Source organism: Symbiopectobacterium sp. Eva_TO (assembly GCF_053848865.1).
Genome location: NZ_JBSPEY010000004.1, coordinates 2195904 through 2212219, shown reverse-complemented (window position 1 = coordinate 2212219; position 16316 = coordinate 2195904). Strand labels below are relative to the sequence as shown.

At 51.2% G+C, this 16316-nt stretch carries 13 protein-coding genes, 1 other RNA gene and 3 pseudogenes; 6 read left to right on the top strand and 11 right to left on the bottom strand.

Annotated elements, in window-relative coordinates; genetic code table 11:
- Positions 1 to 154: 154 nt before the first annotated feature.
- The 5 genes and pseudogenes from ACWWJF_RS13640 to ACWWJF_RS13620 all read right to left on the bottom strand — a co-directional run bounded on the left by ACWWJF_RS13640 (position 155) and on the right by ACWWJF_RS13620 (position 5222).
- A pseudogene (locus ACWWJF_RS13640) lies at positions 155 to 1196 on the bottom strand (IS481 family transposase).
- 399 nt (positions 1197 to 1595) lie between these two features.
- Complete coding sequence (locus tag ACWWJF_RS13635; protein ID WP_455869741.1) at positions 1596 to 2927, bottom strand: IS4 family transposase; 1332 nt, start codon at positions 2925 to 2927, stop codon at positions 1596 to 1598.
- A gap of 65 nt (positions 2928 to 2992) precedes the next feature.
- Positions 2993 to 4009 (bottom strand): 2-dehydro-3-deoxygalactonokinase, encoded by a 1017-nt coding sequence (locus ACWWJF_RS13630; RefSeq protein ID WP_455869740.1) that lies wholly within the window; start codon positions 4007 to 4009, stop codon positions 2993 to 2995.
- Positions 4010 to 4205: 196 nt separating this feature from the next.
- Positions 4206 to 4334, bottom strand: a complete 129-nt coding sequence (locus ACWWJF_RS13625) for a hypothetical protein (protein WP_455869739.1) — start codon at positions 4332 to 4334, stop codon at positions 4206 to 4208.
- A 72-nt stretch (positions 4335 to 4406) separates the two neighbouring features.
- Entirely contained in the window at positions 4407 to 5222 is an 816-nt protein-coding gene (locus tag ACWWJF_RS13620; RefSeq protein WP_455869738.1) for a 2-dehydro-3-deoxygalactonokinase, read from the bottom strand.
- Positions 5223 to 5405: 183 nt separating this feature from the next.
- On the opposite strand from ACWWJF_RS13620, the pseudogene ACWWJF_RS13615 reads away from it, so the two are divergent.
- Positions 5406 to 6249 (top strand): annotated as a pseudogene (locus ACWWJF_RS13615) (IS5 family transposase).
- 70 nt (positions 6250 to 6319) lie between these two features.
- Here ACWWJF_RS13615 and ACWWJF_RS13610 read toward each other — a convergent pair.
- The 4 genes and pseudogenes from ACWWJF_RS13610 to grpE form a co-directional block, all read right to left on the bottom strand.
- A pseudogene (locus ACWWJF_RS13610) lies at positions 6320 to 7474 on the bottom strand (iron-containing alcohol dehydrogenase).
- A 161-nt stretch (positions 7475 to 7635) separates the two neighbouring features.
- Complete coding sequence (locus tag ACWWJF_RS13605) at positions 7636 to 8874, bottom strand: Nramp family divalent metal transporter (protein WP_455869737.1); 1239 nt, start codon at positions 8872 to 8874, stop codon at positions 7636 to 7638.
- 466 nt (positions 8875 to 9340) lie between these two features.
- Positions 9341 to 10345, bottom strand: a complete 1005-nt coding sequence (locus ACWWJF_RS13600; protein ID WP_455869736.1) for an IS110 family RNA-guided transposase — start codon at positions 10343 to 10345, stop codon at positions 9341 to 9343.
- Positions 10346 to 10501: 156 nt separating this feature from the next.
- Positions 10502 to 11089 carry a nucleotide exchange factor GrpE gene (gene grpE, locus ACWWJF_RS13595; RefSeq protein ID WP_455869735.1) on the bottom strand — a complete coding sequence of 196 codons (588 nt, stop codon included), beginning with the start codon at positions 11087 to 11089 and terminating at the stop codon, positions 10502 to 10504.
- 138 nt (positions 11090 to 11227) lie between these two features.
- Between grpE and nadK the strand changes: the two genes are divergently transcribed.
- The 3 genes from nadK (at position 11228) to bamE (ending at position 14375) form a co-directional block, all read left to right on the top strand.
- Positions 11228 to 12106, top strand: coding sequence for an NAD(+) kinase (gene nadK, locus ACWWJF_RS13590; protein WP_455869734.1), 879 nt, complete (start codon positions 11228 to 11230; stop codon positions 12104 to 12106).
- Positions 12107 to 12193: 87 nt separating this feature from the next.
- Positions 12194 to 13855, top strand: a complete 1662-nt coding sequence (gene recN, locus ACWWJF_RS13585) for a DNA repair protein RecN (RefSeq protein WP_455869733.1) — start codon at positions 12194 to 12196, stop codon at positions 13853 to 13855.
- 184 nt (positions 13856 to 14039) lie between these two features.
- Entirely contained in the window at positions 14040 to 14375 is a 336-nt protein-coding gene (gene bamE / locus ACWWJF_RS13580; RefSeq protein WP_455869732.1) for an outer membrane protein assembly factor BamE, read from the top strand.
- A gap of 47 nt (positions 14376 to 14422) precedes the next feature.
- Here bamE and ACWWJF_RS13575 read toward each other — a convergent pair whose 3' ends face one another.
- Positions 14423 to 14707, bottom strand: coding sequence for an RnfH family protein (locus ACWWJF_RS13575; RefSeq protein WP_455869731.1), 285 nt, complete (start codon positions 14705 to 14707; stop codon positions 14423 to 14425).
- Positions 14700 to 15134: a type II toxin-antitoxin system RatA family toxin gene (locus tag ACWWJF_RS13570; RefSeq protein ID WP_455869730.1), complete on the bottom strand. Its 435-nt coding sequence runs from the start codon at positions 15132 to 15134 to the stop codon at positions 14700 to 14702. Before ACWWJF_RS13570 ends, ACWWJF_RS13575 begins: the two co-directional genes overlap by 8 nt.
- 155 nt (positions 15135 to 15289) lie before the next feature.
- Between ACWWJF_RS13570 and smpB the strand changes: the two genes are divergently transcribed.
- Positions 15290 to 15772 (top strand): SsrA-binding protein SmpB, encoded by a 483-nt coding sequence (gene smpB / locus ACWWJF_RS13565; protein ID WP_264644211.1) that lies wholly within the window; start codon positions 15290 to 15292, stop codon positions 15770 to 15772.
- 45 nt (positions 15773 to 15817) lie between these two features.
- Positions 15818 to 16180: a transfer-messenger RNA gene (gene ssrA, locus ACWWJF_RS13560) on the top strand.
- Positions 16181 to 16316 lie beyond the last annotated feature (136 nt).

Below are 16316 nucleotides of genomic sequence, written 5' to 3'. Positions count from 1 at the left end.
AGTCATTACCAAAACGACAAACCACCGTTTCTTGCCGATTTTTTTACTCGCGGCATCGGTATTAACCAGAGTACTCATCGTGATATTCCTATAATATGTATTAGCTCAGACCTGATCTGACAGTTACCTGTTATTTATACAGGTGTCTGTCAGATTAAATCTGGTTCAGATTTTTTTCTGCCCAGACTCGTTTACCATCAAGTAACGTGGCCATTGGCGTACGCCCGCAGCACATTTTACCCTGATGAGTTCGCTCATTATTGTAATGCCACAACCAGTTGTCCAGATCCTTTTGTAGACTTTCTAGGTCCTCGTATAACGTCTTACGGAACGCAACCTGATAAAAATCCTGCAAAATAGTTTTATGGAAGCGCTCGCAGATACCGTTTGTCTGCGGAGACATCGCTTTCGTTTTCGTATGGTCTATATCGTTGATAGCCAAGTACAGCTGATAGTCATGTTGTTCCACTTTACCGCAGTACTCCGTCCCCCCTGTCCGTCAGTATTCTTAGCATTGGCAGCCCCTGAGCTTCGTAGAACGGCAGCACGCGATCATTGAGCAGGTCGGCGGCAGAGATCGGTGCTTTACTCGTGTAAAGCTTGCAGTGCGCCACTTTCGAGTACGTATCCACGAACGTCTGCTGGTAGATACGGCCAACACCTTTCAGATTACCCACGTAGAAGGTGTCCTGCGACCCCAGATAACCCGGGTGAGCAGTCTCTATTTCACCACAGGCTTCGTCGTCGTGCGCCTTCTTCTCCAGTGCAGCGATTTGAGCATCAGTAAGTACAATGCCTTCTCTGGCAACTTTTTCCTCAAGTGCCTTCAGGCGCTTACGAAAGTTTTCCAGATCGTGTCGTTGCCAGATGGAGCGCACACCGCTGCCAGAAATGAAGACGCCTTTTTTACGCAGCTCATTACTGGTCCGGTGCTGGCCATGAGCCGGGAACTCAATGGCGTAATCAACAACCGCACGTTCAGTGGCTTCATCAGCACGGTTTTTCAGGTTGGGAACCCGGCGGTTTTGGTTAACCAGAGCGTCAATGCCGCCTTCTGCCGCCAGTTCCTGATAGCGATAAAACGTGTCGCGTGACACCCCCATGATTTTACAGGCTTTTGATACGTTACCGAGTTCTTCGGCGAGATTGAGCAGGCCGGCTTTGTGTTTGATGATGGGATTGTTAGTATGAAGCATGAGAGTTACCTCGTGTTTTGTATAAGGATTCGACACCCATATCAAAACCGGTAACTCTCAACCTTTCAAGGTCCAGTGTCAGATCAAGTCGCGACTAATACATATAATAATACCTGTAGGGTAAGAGGTAATGACATTCTTCTGCCTGCTAACAGGCGGAATGTTCGTTAAATAATTTTCCTGACTCGGGCAATTTCCAATGCACCTAAGCCCATATCGTTATACACATCTTTTGGCCATTTTTTGAACAGGATGCTCAGAACCCCGTGAATTAAGGCATTCAAGCCATCCCATTGGCTTTTTGAGGTTCAAAATGCCACTCTGAGATAAACCCGTAACTCATTGATTAAACAGTGCGTTAGAAAGATGTGTATAACGATATGACCTAAGCCCACCTCGTTATACACATCTCTGTTCGTGCCTGAGCGCGCGTAGCGTTTCGGCGGCCGTCATGACTTTCTGCAAGCCTTTCCAGATAGTTTTTGCGCCTGGTTCACCGTCGCCTTTTCGAGCAAGAAAGCCTCCCAGTTGCGCAACTAAGCGCAATACTTCGTTTAGCTTAGGGCGGCCCTTGGGCATACGCTTGTTCATCAGTAGGTAAGCGCCATGAGTCTCGTCGGAATCAAAGAACAACATTGCGTCCAGCTCTGGACAGGTTCGTCCCATACGCATTAAATAGGCGATGCGCCATGCCACGATCATGAACAGCGCCAATGCCCGCTCAATGCGATCCACGGTCGATAACTGTAACGCTTCGACACAGCAGCCGTTCTTCAGCACATTGAAGAACATCTCGATTTCCCATCTAGCCCGATACCAGTCGATCAGCTCCACGATATCTTCTCGTCCTTCAGGTACGCGATTGCTCAGCAACCGCCACTCGACCGGCTTCACGCCTGCTGGCGGCTCAATTTCCTTGGCTATCACACAAGTCACTGCCAATCCGCAACGCAGCGACACTCGCTTCACGCGCAGCGCCTGTTTCACCGTACGCGCCTTCTGCCCCGCGCGAGCCGCCATAACGAATTGGATTTCTCCCACCGGCACGGTCTTTCCAACCTTCTGCCAAAGCTTCTCATTACAGTCCAGACTGCGATTATGAGTCGAGCGGATCAACCAGTCAGCCGGAGTGCCAAGGTCATCAGCGAGCTGCATCAACGCCTTGATATCCGCTTCGCGATCGGCTAAGTACACCAGACGTGTGTTTGGCAACTCCGAGGCGAGTTCAGCAACTCGCTCGTATCCCTCGAGCCAGCGCGTACTCTCCTTGAGCCCATCGCGTTTTCCGTCTGCATCCTTCGGCTCTCTTGCCCACATCCACGCATCCAGTACGCCCAACCCCACGCGATCCGGACTGACCGCGTAGGTCGGATGCAGGTACAGACCACGCCTGGCTTCGTAGTTCAAGGGACCCAAGCCTTGGATTTGCTGCCCGTTGAAGTCAAGCTCGGTAGTGTCTTGGATACACAGCACAACCTCGTGTTCTCGGATCCTTTCCTGCGTACGCTGCCAGTGAGGTTGCAGAATGTCTCGCCATTCGAATGCTTGGTTCTCCATGAAGCGGTAAGCACCCAGCGTCTCAGACCATCCGAGGCACGCATGCGGAATGCTGGCTTGCGGATTCTCAGCCAGCCGTATCAAAAGCCCTTTGGCACGCTTATTGAGCCTCATGTCACCAAGATTTACCCCTTCCAGTTCTTGGTGTGCCCAGCCATCTGAATCCCGTGTCATTTTTCAGCGCCGTAAATGGCGATAGTACACGTCGGTTTCACTTCATTTACAATCCCACCGGCTGCCTATTTCAGCCCGCTAACCCTTGGCATATAAGGCGTTGCGGACTTGTGTATAACGAGGTGACCTAAGCCAGACAGCGAAGGCTGATTATCATCAATCACCACCACGTCGCCGGTAAAAAAGGCATCATCCTTAATTAATATTTCAAAAGCGTTCTTTAATATTTTCTTGCCGCAAATCACCAACGTGGCATCCGGGGAGATATTCAGCGCTTTGCTGTTTTTGATCGCGAGAATATCCGTTTGCAATACCGCACCGAGCAAATAGTTCGCCTTTTGGTTATCACTCAGTGAAGCGAACATATCGAGAATGCGCACCGAGAAGCAGCTGCGCGCCAGACCGACGGCGGCACAATCACGTGCGCCTTGCAGCAGATACTGCGCTTCTACTTCATTGGCAAACTGGTGTTTCAGCGAGCTGGCCAGAATGGTGCGTTGCGTAATAACATCCAATAACTCACCGGCAATAGTCGTTACGCAGCCTTCAATGCGGTTATCCGCATCGACTTTAATGAATTTGGAGTGAGAGCCTGGCTGGATAATCAGCGCCGGACCACGAATATCTAACGCGGCAATGGCACCGATGGTTTCCACTTCCTCACCGCGCATCACATCCATTTTTTCAACGTTATCCGGCGCAACCGCACCGTCTTTGTTGCGAATGCCAGGAACAAACCAGATCGGCTTATCGCTCACTTCAGGAATAACCTGCTGCACCATGCCCGCCGCCAATTCGTTAATGCCCGCTGGAGCCACAACATGTGGGATCTCACACAGGCCAACATTGGAGGTGATCATGCCAGCAGAAAGGTAGGTCACTTTAGCCTCTGGCGGTAACGCAGCCTGTGCCAGCGCGACCTGAACTGCCGCCTGGACGCCACGCGTCAGGGTTTCTTTGCTGCCGGTGATAGCCGTGTCGCGCACACCAACCGCCTGACTAACTTCAGCAATAATGCGATTGTCCTGCCAGACAAAAACGCGCGTGTTGGTGGTGCCAGTATCAATCGTAACGGAATACATGTATCTCTCCTGCCCTTAACCCATATCGTTATACACATCTTTTGGCCATTTTTTGAACAGGATGCTCAGAACCCCGTGAATTAAGGCATTCAAGCCATCCCATTGGCTTTTTGAGGTTCAAAATGCCACTCTGAGATAAACCCGTAACTCATTGATTAAACAGTGCGTTAGAAAGATGTGTATAACGATATGGCCCTTAACCCTGTTGCCCCAGTTCAACGCGAGCGGCGATATAGCCCGCGCCTTCCACCACCAGTCTGTCAATCTCGTCCCGCGCGGTGATAAGCGTCGCCGGACGCGTCAGACCGAGCGCGTTTTTCATCATGTGCTGGTAGATATGGCAGCGCTGCGCGCTACCGACAAAAATAACTTCACCCTTCAGGTCAAACCCTTGCCGCTAGGCATCGGCAAACAGTTTCATGTCGTCAGCCGCCATCGCCGCTTCGCAGAACAGCTTGCGTTCCGCCGGTTGGGTATCCAGTGAGAATTGAATAAAGCGGGTCAGCAGAATGGTGCGCAACAGACCACTTTGCTGCACGCTGCGGTAGGCCGCATCGGCAATTTGCTCAGAGAAGTCGTCGGGTTGGGATTCAGCACTTTTAACGCTGGAGCCAATAAAGGTCTCTTTCAGAACAGCGGCATACACCTGACCGTTCAGCGATGTCATGCTGCCCGCCAGTCTTCCTTGCGCATCAATGTGAATCAGCTTGGTGATCGATCCCAGCTCAATAATGGTGCATGGCAACGCGGGCTTATGGCGGCTCAACACACCAATCGCCTGCGTTTCTTCACCACGCATCAAATCCAGCGATGCGATCCCTTCCCAACCCCCCTTGCCAGCCGCATTTTTAATGCCGGGAATAAACACCACGGGAATATCGATCGGGAAAATGGCCGGATCGCGATACTGGCGGGCAAAGGTGGCAAGATCATCAATGTTGACCGGGGCGGTCAGGTGCGGGATCTCTACCAGTCCCAGGTTAGAGGTGATCATTCCTGAAGCGATGGCAAAACGCACATCGTTGAGTGTCAGGCTTTCCTGCGCCAGCAATTGTTGGAAACCGGCGGCAATGCCCTCTTTCAAAGCGACATTATTACCGGTCGCTACCGTGCTGTTTACCCCGACCGGAATTTCATTTTTACTGATTACCGCCTGATCTTTGATCAGATAAAGGCGAGTATTGGTAGAACCGCAATCAATAACCACAAACATAATCGTTAGCCTCTTATTGTCACAATATTTATAACGGCCATAAAAATAGGGTATAGAAGTCCTCTGACGATAAAATCTCATCAGTCGGAATAGCTTTTTATTGTCTGGTGCGGATTGATATTAGGCTGTGTCCCTTAATCCCATGAGTTATACTAACTGTTTGTTTCTACATCATTTTGAACTATGGCTCGCTACGACCTTCCCGATGAAGCATGGGCTATCATCCAGCCCTTACTCCCTGCTGAACCAGCAACACCACAGGCCGGACGCCCATGGGCTGAGCATCGCATGATTATCAATGGCATGTTCTGGGTGCTGTGCCTGGTGCCCCATGGCGTGATTTACCTGAGCGATACGGCCCATGGAAAACCGTTTATAACCGCTTTAACCGATGGTCAAAATCGGGAGTCATTAACATTATTTTCAATAAGTTACTTTCATCACTTGATGCCCATGGCCTCCTGGACTGGTCAGCGACTGCGCTGGATGGTAGCAATATCAGGGCGCTGAAATGTGCTGCCGGTGCTCAAAAAAACATCCCGATATCACCGAAGATAATGGGCTGGGTCGCTCTCGCGGTGGTTTTGGCACCAAAATCCATATGGCTACAGACGGAAGTGGTCTTCCGTTAAACATCGTGTTGAGCCCCGGTCAGGCTCATGAAAGTCAGTTTGCACTACGTCTTTTGGACGGTATTGGTGTTCAACGCCAGAACGGCAGTATGAAACGCCGTGGTCATGCGGTACTCGCTGACAAGGCGTACTCCGGGCATGTATTACGTAACGAGCTGAAAAACAGAGGTATAAAAACTGTCATCCCCCGAAAATTCACTGAAAAAATGGCGGTGGATGGTCGTTCAAAGCTCGATCGTGACGCCTACCGCAATCGGAACGTTGTTGAGCGGTGCTTTGGCCGTCTGAAAGAATACCGTCGCATTGCGACACGTTACGACAAAACGGCGAGGAATTATCTGGCAATGTTGAAACTGGGCTGCATCCGCCTGTTTTACCAGAGGTTATGTAATTAAGGGACACAGCCTAATTACACCACGCACCAGATAAATAAGCGTTTATCCCTGGTGGATAACGCATTCAGAATTACAAGCAGCCCTGATAAATTTCCCGAATTTTTTCTCTGTCTGGTACACGTGGATTATTCGAAAGCACGACTTTCATGGTGGTTAATACATTATTAGTCAACCAATCGAAGTGCTCTTCTTTAACGCCCAATTGCGTCAGCGTAGGCACCATATTAATGCCCATCAGGAATTGATGAACCGCCGCCACACTGCTTTCTGCCGCCTGTTCCTGGCTCATGTCGCGCGTATCGACCCCCATGGCTTTGGCGATAGCAGCAAATTTCTCCGGTGCCGCAGGCCAGGTATATTCCATAAAGGGTTTGTAAATGGCCGCGATACCTTACGCATGCACCACATCTAACAAACCGCCCATCGGGTGCTGCAACGCATGCGGCAATGTGGTGCCCGCGCAGTCAATTGCCATGCCCGCCAATGAGCTGGCCAGCGTGACGTTCTCCCAGGCTGCCACGTTGGTGACATCTTCATAGACCAGTGGCAGGTTCTGCGCGATCAACTCAATCGCACGCAGGGACAGCATTTCACTGAACGGCGTGGCATTCTTGGAAATGTAGGATTCCAGCGCATGGAACAGCACATCGGCTCCCGGTCCGGCGATCACGCGTTTTGGCGGGGTCAGCATCAATTCAGGATCGATAATGGCTGCCTTCGGGTAGATGAGCGGATTCACCAAGCCTTTCTTGTCATTCGTTTCCGGATTGGTGAACACCGTGGTGCGGTTAGCCTCACTGCCGGTACCTGCCGTAGTAGGGATGAGGATGATCGGCAACGCGCTGGTGCCGACTTTACGACCAAACACGTAATCCCAGATGCTACCTTCATTAACCGCAGAAAAGGCGATTCCTTTCGCCATGTCCATCGCACTGCCGCCGCCGAGACCGATCACCAGATCGCACCCTTCATCGATCGCGACCTACGCCCCTTCAGCCACCAGCGTGGACAGCGGGTTCTGCATAAAGCGATCGTAAACCGCAAACGCGACGCCTGCTTCCGTTAGCGATTGCTGCACCGCCTGCAACTGCCCGGTGGGTTTGGAGCTGCCTGACGCCACCAGCAGCGCCTTTTTACCGTAAGGGCGGGCAATGTCGCCCACTTGCTTGTGTCGTCCTAATCCAAAATGAAATTTGACGGGATTACTGTAATCAAAAGCTGGCATCTTTCACCTCTTTTTGTTCGCATATGCGAACACTGTTTGTATTAATGATCCAGATAATAGAGAGGAGGAAAAATGAGCGCCAGCCTTTTGATAAAAAAAATGGACTGCCATCACATTTATTGTGACGACAATCCGTTAGACGTAAGAAATATTATATTGCGTTAACTAAGGAAGAACGTGCTAATCAGCAGATAAGCGTTGAGGGAAATAACAATAAAAACAATCACATTACCGGCATTCTGAACCCAACGACCATTGACCATACATCCCATCAACGCCCGATTTCCGGTAAATGCCAGCAAAGGCACCAGCGCCAACTCAATACCGAAGCTGAGAAGCACCTGACTCAGCACCAATACGCGAGTGGGTTCCATACCGGACATAATCACAATAAATGAAGGCAGCATAGTGACCGTGCACCGCACCCACAGGGGAATATGAAAGCGGATAAACCCTTGCATCACCACTTGACCAGCCAGCGTCCCCACGACGGTAGAAGAGAGCCCCGCAGCCACCAGACTTAAACCGAAAATAGTCGCCGCTGCCTTCCCTAACAGTGGATCGAGGGTGAGATAGGCACGCTCCAGATCGGCGATATCCTGATTGCCGCTAAAATGGAACGCTGCCGCAGCGGTAGCCATCATTGCCAGATTGACGAATCCGGCAATGGTCATCGCTACTGCCACGTCGATTTTGGTCGCAGCATAGCGTTCGGCACGGGTGTGGTCTTCCCCCTGCTGGGTCAATGAAGAGTGCAGGTAAATCACATGGGGCATAATGGTGGCCCCCAACACCCCTGCGGCCAGCAGCACCGCGTCCGAGGTGGGCAACTGCGGCACCGCCATGCCACGCACCAGCGAAGACATTTCAGGACGCGAGAAGATCAGTTCGACAATATACGCGGCAGCGACAAACAGCAGCAGCCCGCCGATAATCATCTCCAGCGGCTTTTGACCACGCTGTTGCAGTGCCAAAATCAGGAAGGTCGCAATACCGGTAAGAATTGCGCCCTCAAGCAACGAAACCCCCAACAGCAGCTTAAAGCCGATAGCAGCACCGATAAACTCGGCCAAATCGGTTGCCATGGCGATGATCTCCGCCTGCACCCAATAGGCCCACACCGCAGGGCGAGGGAAACGATCGCGAATGTGCTCTGCCAGATTTTTTCCGGTGGCAATCCCCAGCTTGGCAGAAAGCAGTTGGATCAGCATCGCCATCAGATTGGCCCATACCACCACCCACAGCAATTGATAGCCGTAGGCTGCCCCCAATTGAATATTGGTGGCGAAGTTACCCGGATCGATATAGCCAATCGCCGCTATAAATGCTGGCCCAATCAGAGAAAGCTTAAGCTTCCTTGACGTGCGGCTGGCAGTCTCTATCACTCGGCTTCCCGGCATACAATGACCCTTTATTACCTCTATAATGATTCACTCTGCAATGAACGATAATGATTATCAAATGAATTTAGAGTGGTAAAACAGATTGCTGTAATAGCTAAAACCAACACCGTTAGCAGGGGCATCCGTTTAGCCTGATAGGTTCACGACTACCTCTCTACCAGCACGGCCCCCGACACGCACGCATCGCTAAAAATGTGATCTGCGGCAGGTTATTAACAAAATATAAACAAAATCTATGGTCACCCCCATTTTTGCAACACTGATTTTTGACTAATGGTGGGCTTGCTTCAATCTATCCGGCGTCTCTGTGGGCGAGATGCCCGCGCCTCGATGAGTTCCGCGCCTGGTGAACCTGAAAAGGCCCTCGGCTTCAGTGAGCCATTTTTGTCGTCAGGTTTTTCAGCAGGCCGATATGCCGTTTATGTCATCAATAATCAGTCTGTTGATTTAGTTCTACATAACATCAGGCCTGATATTCATTGTGATTAGTTGTGATTGACCAGGCTATTCGCGCCAGTTTGTTTGCCAGAGCACAGGCGACAATATTTGAATGTTTGTTATCGAGTTGCCCCCGAACCCATTCAGCAAGCCTGCCCTGCTGATATTCAAGTCGCATCATGAACGAGCGGGCACATTGAACCAGAAGTTTGCGTAAATTTTTATCACCTCGTTTGCTTATCCCCAGCAGAGTCGGTTTGCCTCCTGTGCTGTATTGTCGCGGTACAAGCCCTGTGGAAGCCGCAAAATCCCTGCTACATGAAAATTGTTTTCCATCGCCGAACTGTGATGAAAGTAAGCTGGCAGTAATCGGACCGACGCCTGGAATTGTCATAATTCGCTGTGCAGTATCATCAGCTTTGATTGACTGATTTAATTCTGATTCCAGCGCTGTTATTTGCTCGACAAGGTAAAGATAGTGGGCATGTAACTTCATCAGCAGACGGCTCAGGTATGCGGGGATTTCGTGCTCAGCCAGCACCAGAGACAGTCGCTTTATTACCGCCTCGCCGATTGGCAGGCTTATCCCAAACTCCAGCAGAAAACCGTGGATCTGGTTAGTGGTTTTTACTTTATCTCTGATAAGAGATTCCCTGACCCGATGCAGTGCTCGCATCGCCTGCTGAACCTCCGTTTTCGGCTGAACAAAACGCATTGACGGCCGGGATGCGGCTTCACATATCGCCTCTGCATCAACAAAATCATTTTTATTGCCCTTGACAAACGGGCGCACAAATTGCGGAGAGATAAGTTTTGCTTCATGGCCGCTATCATTGATACGCCTCGCCATAAAGTGTGCACCGGCACAAGCTTCCATAACAACAACCGAGGGCGGGCACGTCGCCAAAAACTGCATTAGCTTTGTGCACGTAAACTTCTTACGCAGAAGCGCTTTACCTGACTTATCCTGGCAATGAAGATGAAAAGAATGTTTACCGAGATCGATACCAATAAGAGTAACGTTTTCCATGATGGCCTCTCCTGAAAGAAAAACACCCTGCCAGCGTACCGCTCACAGAGTGGGGGTGACCATCTCATTAAACCCCAAGGTAAAGTCACTTGGGGTTTTTATTGATTTCAATTTGTTACGCTCGTCTTCAAGGCAGACGCGGGTCGCTCAGGGAAATCAGCTCTTCGCATTGGAAACGGCAACCATAGCGGGACGCAGCAAACGACCGTTCAGAGTGTAACCTTTTTGCATCACCATCATTACGGAATTTGGCGCATGGTCGGCCGATTCCAGCATGGTCATGGCCTGGTGCACTTCCGGATTAAACGGCACGTTCACGTCACCCACCACCTCGATACCAAACTTGCGCACGGCATCCAGCAGCGATTTCAGCGTCAGTTCCACTCCCTCAATCAACGAGGCGAGGGACTCATTGCTGCGATCGGCTGCATCGAGCGAACGCTCGAGGTTATCAATCACTGGCAGCATTTCACCCGCAAATTTTTCCAGCGCAAATTTATGCGCTTTTTCCACGTCCATTTCAGCGCGACGGCGGATATTGTCCGTTTCGGCACGCGCGCGCAGCACGGTATCGCGCTCGCGCTGCTGTAGTTCGTTCAGTTGCGCTTCCAATTCGGCAATACGTTCATCACGCGGATCGGCGACGTCTGTCGTTGCAGGTTCCACTTCCGCATGTTGCCCCTGTGCCGCTTCCATTTGATCTACGACTTGCTCGTCAGGCGACTTCTGTTCTTTACTACTCATGAAATTCTCCGCGGTTTTAGCATTCATCTCGCTTGTTCGCTTATTATGGGGATGAAAACCGGGGATTCAAGAGAAGTAGTCACATATACCGACAGATTTCGTGATACCGGGCGGCTCAGGGTAAGGAAAAGCATAACGATGACGAAACAGTTCAATTGCATTGGCATTGTGGGCCACCCGCGCCACCCCACGGCACTGGCGACGCATGAGATGTTGTATCACTGGCTGCACAGCAAGGGCTACCAAGTCATGCTGGAGCAGCATATTGCCCACGAGCTAAACCTGCCCGATGCGTTGACCGGCAGCCTGGCGGAAATCGGCATGCAAGCCGATTTGGCCGTGGTGGTTGGCGGCGATGGCAATATGCTAGGTGCCGCTCGCGTGCTCTCTCGCTATGATATTGATGTGATTGGCGTCAACCGGGGAAATCTCGGCTTCCTGACCGATCTCGATCCCGATCAGTCACAGCAACAGCTTACCGAGGTGTTGGAAGGGCGCTACCTGAGCGAACGGCGCTTTATGCTGGAAGCGCACGTTTGCCGTCGCAATCAGCCTGACAGCACCAGCACGGCGATCAATGAAGTGGTACTGCACCCCGGAAAAGTCGCCCATATGATTGAATTTGAAGTCTATATTGACGATCGCTTCGCCTTCTCCCAACGCTCGGACGGCCTGATTATCTCAACGCCTACCGGTTCCACCGCTTACTCGCTTTCCGGTGGCGGCCCCATCCTGACACCGACACTGAATGCCATCGCGCTGGTGCCGATGTTTCCCCATACGCTTTCAGCGCGCCCACTGGTGATAAACAGCAGCAGCACCATCCGCCTGAAGTTTTCTCATATCACACACGATCTGGAGTTGAGCTGTGACAGCCAGATAACCCTGCCAGTACAGGAAGGGGAAGAGGTACTGATTACTCGCAGCCAATACTCACTAAATTTGATACACCCAGAAAATTACAGCTATTTCAATACACTAAGCACAAAGCTGGGGTGGTCGAAAAAATTATTTTAAAATTTCGCGCTGGCCACTTTACTGGTTAAAAAACGGCATTATACTGCATACAATTACAGTCTGTTGTTACATACAGGAAGGTGATTCATGCTGGCGCAACTCACTATCAGTCATTTCGCTATCGTGCGTGAGTTAGAAATTGATTTTCAATCAGGTATGAGCGTTATCACCGGCGAAACCGGCGCGGGCAAATCTATCGCGATTGACGCATTGGGCCTGTGCCTGGGCAACCGCTCTGATGCCAGCATGGTGCGTCCCGGCGCACAGCGTGCCGACATCTGTGCCCGTTTCGCCCTCAGCGATACTCCTGCGGCAAAAGCATGGCTCGAGCAAAACCAACTGGATGACAGCAACGAGTGCCTGCTACGCCGGGTGATCAGTGCAGACGGGCGTTCACGCGGTTTTATCAATGGCACCGCCGTGCCATTATCGCAGTTGCGTGAGCTCGGCCAGCACCTGATCCAACTGCACGGCCAGCACGCTCACCAGTTGTTGCTCAAACCTGAACACCAACGTCATCTGCTGGATGCCTATGCCGACGAACCGCAACTGCTTGCTGCCATGCAACAAATCTGGCAGCAGTGGCACCAAAGTTGTCGCGATCTGGCACAGTTGCAACAAGCGAATATCGAACGTGAGGCACACCGTGAACTGTTGCAATACCAGCTCAAGGAATTGAAAGAGTTTGCCCCACAGCCCGGCGAATACGAACAAATTGACTTCGAATACAAACGGTTGGCTAACAGCGGTCAACTGCTGTCACTCAGCCAGCAGACATTGCAGTTGCTCAGCGAAAACGACGATCAGAACATCATGAGCATGCTCCACAGCGCAAAGCACCAACTCGGCGAACTCGTCACTATGGATGAAAAGCTGGGCAGCGTGCTGAATATGCTGGAAGAAGCCAGCATTCAGATCAGCGAAGCCAGTGATGAGTTGCGCCACTACAGCGAACAAACGGATCTGGACCCGACCCGGCTCTATGAGCTGGAGCAGCGTTTATCGCGCCAAATGGCGCTGGCGCGCAAACATCACGTCGCCCCGGAAAATCTGCCGACATTCTACCAACAGCTGCTGGATGAACAGCAGCAGTTGGCAGAACAAGAGAGCAACCACTCCACGCTCAGCCTGGCCGTTAGCGAGTATCACCAACAGGCGCTGCACGCCGCGGAACAGTTACATGCCCGCCGTCAACACCATGCGCATGAATTGTCTCAGTTGATTACGGCACAGATGCATGAACTCGCCATGCCGCACGGCCATTTCTCCATTGAAGTAGAGTTTTCTCCGGAGCGCCTGACAGCCTATGGCGCAGACAGCATCGCGTTTCTGGTCACAACTAACCCGGGTCAACCGCATCAGGCTCTGGCGAAGATAGCCTCCGGCGGTGAACTCTCCCGTATCGCACTGATCATTCAGGTGATCACTGCGCGTAAAATGGATACTCCAGCGCTAATTTTCGACGAAGTCGATGTCGGTATCAGCGGCCCAACCGCCGCGATTGTTGGCAAAATGCTACGTCAACTCGGCACATCCACGCAGGTGATGTGTGTCACCCACTTACCGCAAGTTGCTGGCTGCGGTCATCAACATTTCTTTGTCAGCAAACATACCGACGGTGCTGCTACTGAAACGCTGATGCAACCGCTGGACAAACGCGCAAGGTTGCAAGAGCTGGCACGTTTGTTGGGGGGCAGCGCAGTAACCAAAAACACATTGGCGAACGCTAAAGAGTTACTGGCTGCGTAAAAACAGCATCAGGCATCGCGAGCCATGGCTAATTGAGTGCGTTTTATCGTTGTTACCGTTAGCGTTCAGACAAAAATAATCAACTTTTTTGCATTCCGGTGGTCATACAAGCGCCTTGCCGGTTTTCAAGACAGGCAAGGTCTATTATCATCGGCAACCTATGCCCTTAAGGAATGTATTTACTATGCGCTGTAAAACGCTGACCGTCATCGCCGCGATGGTTGTTATGCTGACCGCCGGTTGTTCTACGCTGGAAAGACTGGTTTATCGTCCAGATATCAACCAAGGGAACTATCTGGCACCGGCTGATGTGGCAAAAATCCACACCGGTATGACCAAGCAACAGCTTGCCTTTACATTGGGTACGCCGATGATGCAAGACCCCTTTGGCAGTGACACCTGGTTCTACGTTTTCCGCCAGCAACCCGGGCATGAAGCGGTAAAACAGCAAACGCTGACACTGACCTTCAGCCAGGATGGCATTTTGACCAACGTCAAAAATCAACCGACGCTGAATTGATAGTGAAGCGGTGATCAGAACACGCATAATAAGGCACAGAATGTGCCTTATTTTTTGGAACGCGCCGCGCGCTGACGGCGCAATTCTTTAGGATCGGCAATCAACGGACGGTAGATCTCTACGCGATCGCCCTCGATTACTGCATCCGTCAAACGGGCTGGTCGGCTAAAGATCCCGACTTTGTTAACCTGTAAATCGATATCGGTACGCAATGTCAGCAACCCGGAGGCAACAATAGCGTGCTCCACCGTTGCGCCCTCTTCCACAGTCACGGACCGCATATACTGACGTTCTGGCAGCGCATAAACCACATCGACACGAATTTCAGGCACGGTATACCTCTTTGGCGCGTAAAGTGAAGGCCTGCACCATATTACTTGCCAATTCTTTAAACACCTTGCCAAAGGCCAGTTCGATCAACGCATTGGTGAACTCAAAATCAAGATGCAGTTCCACCTTGCAAGCATCGGCGCTTAAAGGAATAAAGCGCCAATCGCCACTCAATTGGCGAAACGGACCATCAACCAACTGCATACTGATGCATTGGCTCTCGGTGAGCGTATTGCGCGTGGTAAAGGTTTTGCTGATCCCGGCTTTAGAAACATCGACAGCGGCCGTCATCTCTTCAGCGTTGGCAGCAATAATTCGGCTCCCGGAACAGCCAGGCAGAAACTGGGGATAGGAGGCAACATCATTCACCAACTGGTACATTTGTTGCGCGCTGTAGGGCACCAGTGCAGAGCGACTAATCTTGGGCATGGCTTTTTCCGTATTACTTCAAACGCGCGGAATAATAGCACCGATGGAACGGATGGTAAAAATTCTGAGGCGACGATCGCATCCCTTCCTCAACGTGCGTTCACTGATGCGGCAGTGATGTCTTTCCCTTTAACATCCGGTATAATGACGACACTATGACAAAGAAAAAAGCTTATAAACCCGGCTCCGCCACCATTGCGCAAAACAAGCGTGCTCGCCACGAATACTTCATTGAAGAAGAGTTCGAAGCGGGATTGGCGTTGCAAGGATGGGAAGTAAAATCACTACGTGCAGGTAAGGCCAACATCAGCGACAGCTATGTACTGTTGCACAGCGGTGAGGCTTTTCTGTTTGGTGCTACCTTTCAACCACTACTGGCCTCGTCAAGCCACGTGGTTTGTGACCCAACACGCACCCGTAAACTGTTGCTGAACAAGCGCGAGCTGGATTCACTTTATGGACGGGTTAATCGTGAAGGTTACACCGTGGTCGCGCTTTCACTGTATTGGAAGAACGCCTGGTCAAAAGTGAAGATTGGTGTTGCCAAAGGTAAGAAAGAGCACGATAAGCGTTCGGATATCAAAGAGCGCGAGTGGCAAACGGACAAGGCGCGCATCATGAAAAACGCCAACCGCTAACAGTGGATTAGGGCGTCAAGGTTCTGTTATACTCCTGAAGTACTTGGGGCTGATTCTGGATTCGACGGGATTGTGTAGCCTTAGGAGCATGCCGAGGGGCGGTTTGCCTCGTAAAAAGCCGCAAAAAAATAGTCGCAAACGACGAAAACTACGCTTTAGCAGCTTAATAACCTGCTCTGAGCCCTCTCTCCCTAGCCTCCGCTCTTAGGACGGGGATCAAGAGAGGTCAAACCCAAAAGAGATCGCGTGGATGCCATGCCTGGGGTTGAAGCGTTAAATCCAATCAGGCTAGTTTGTTAGTGGCGTGTCTGTTCGCAGCTAACCGGCGAATGTAAAGACTAGACTAAGCATGTAGTGCCGACGGTGTAGTAATTTCGGACGCGGGTTCAACTCCCGCCAGCTCCACCACTTTTGATAGGACTGTGATAGGACAAATCCTTTAGAAATAACAAGTTAAAGACAGCGACTTGACACAGACCGGACACAACGCAGACAAAAATATGCACATGAAATGCACGCGCACATTAGCGTCATTTGAAAGCCT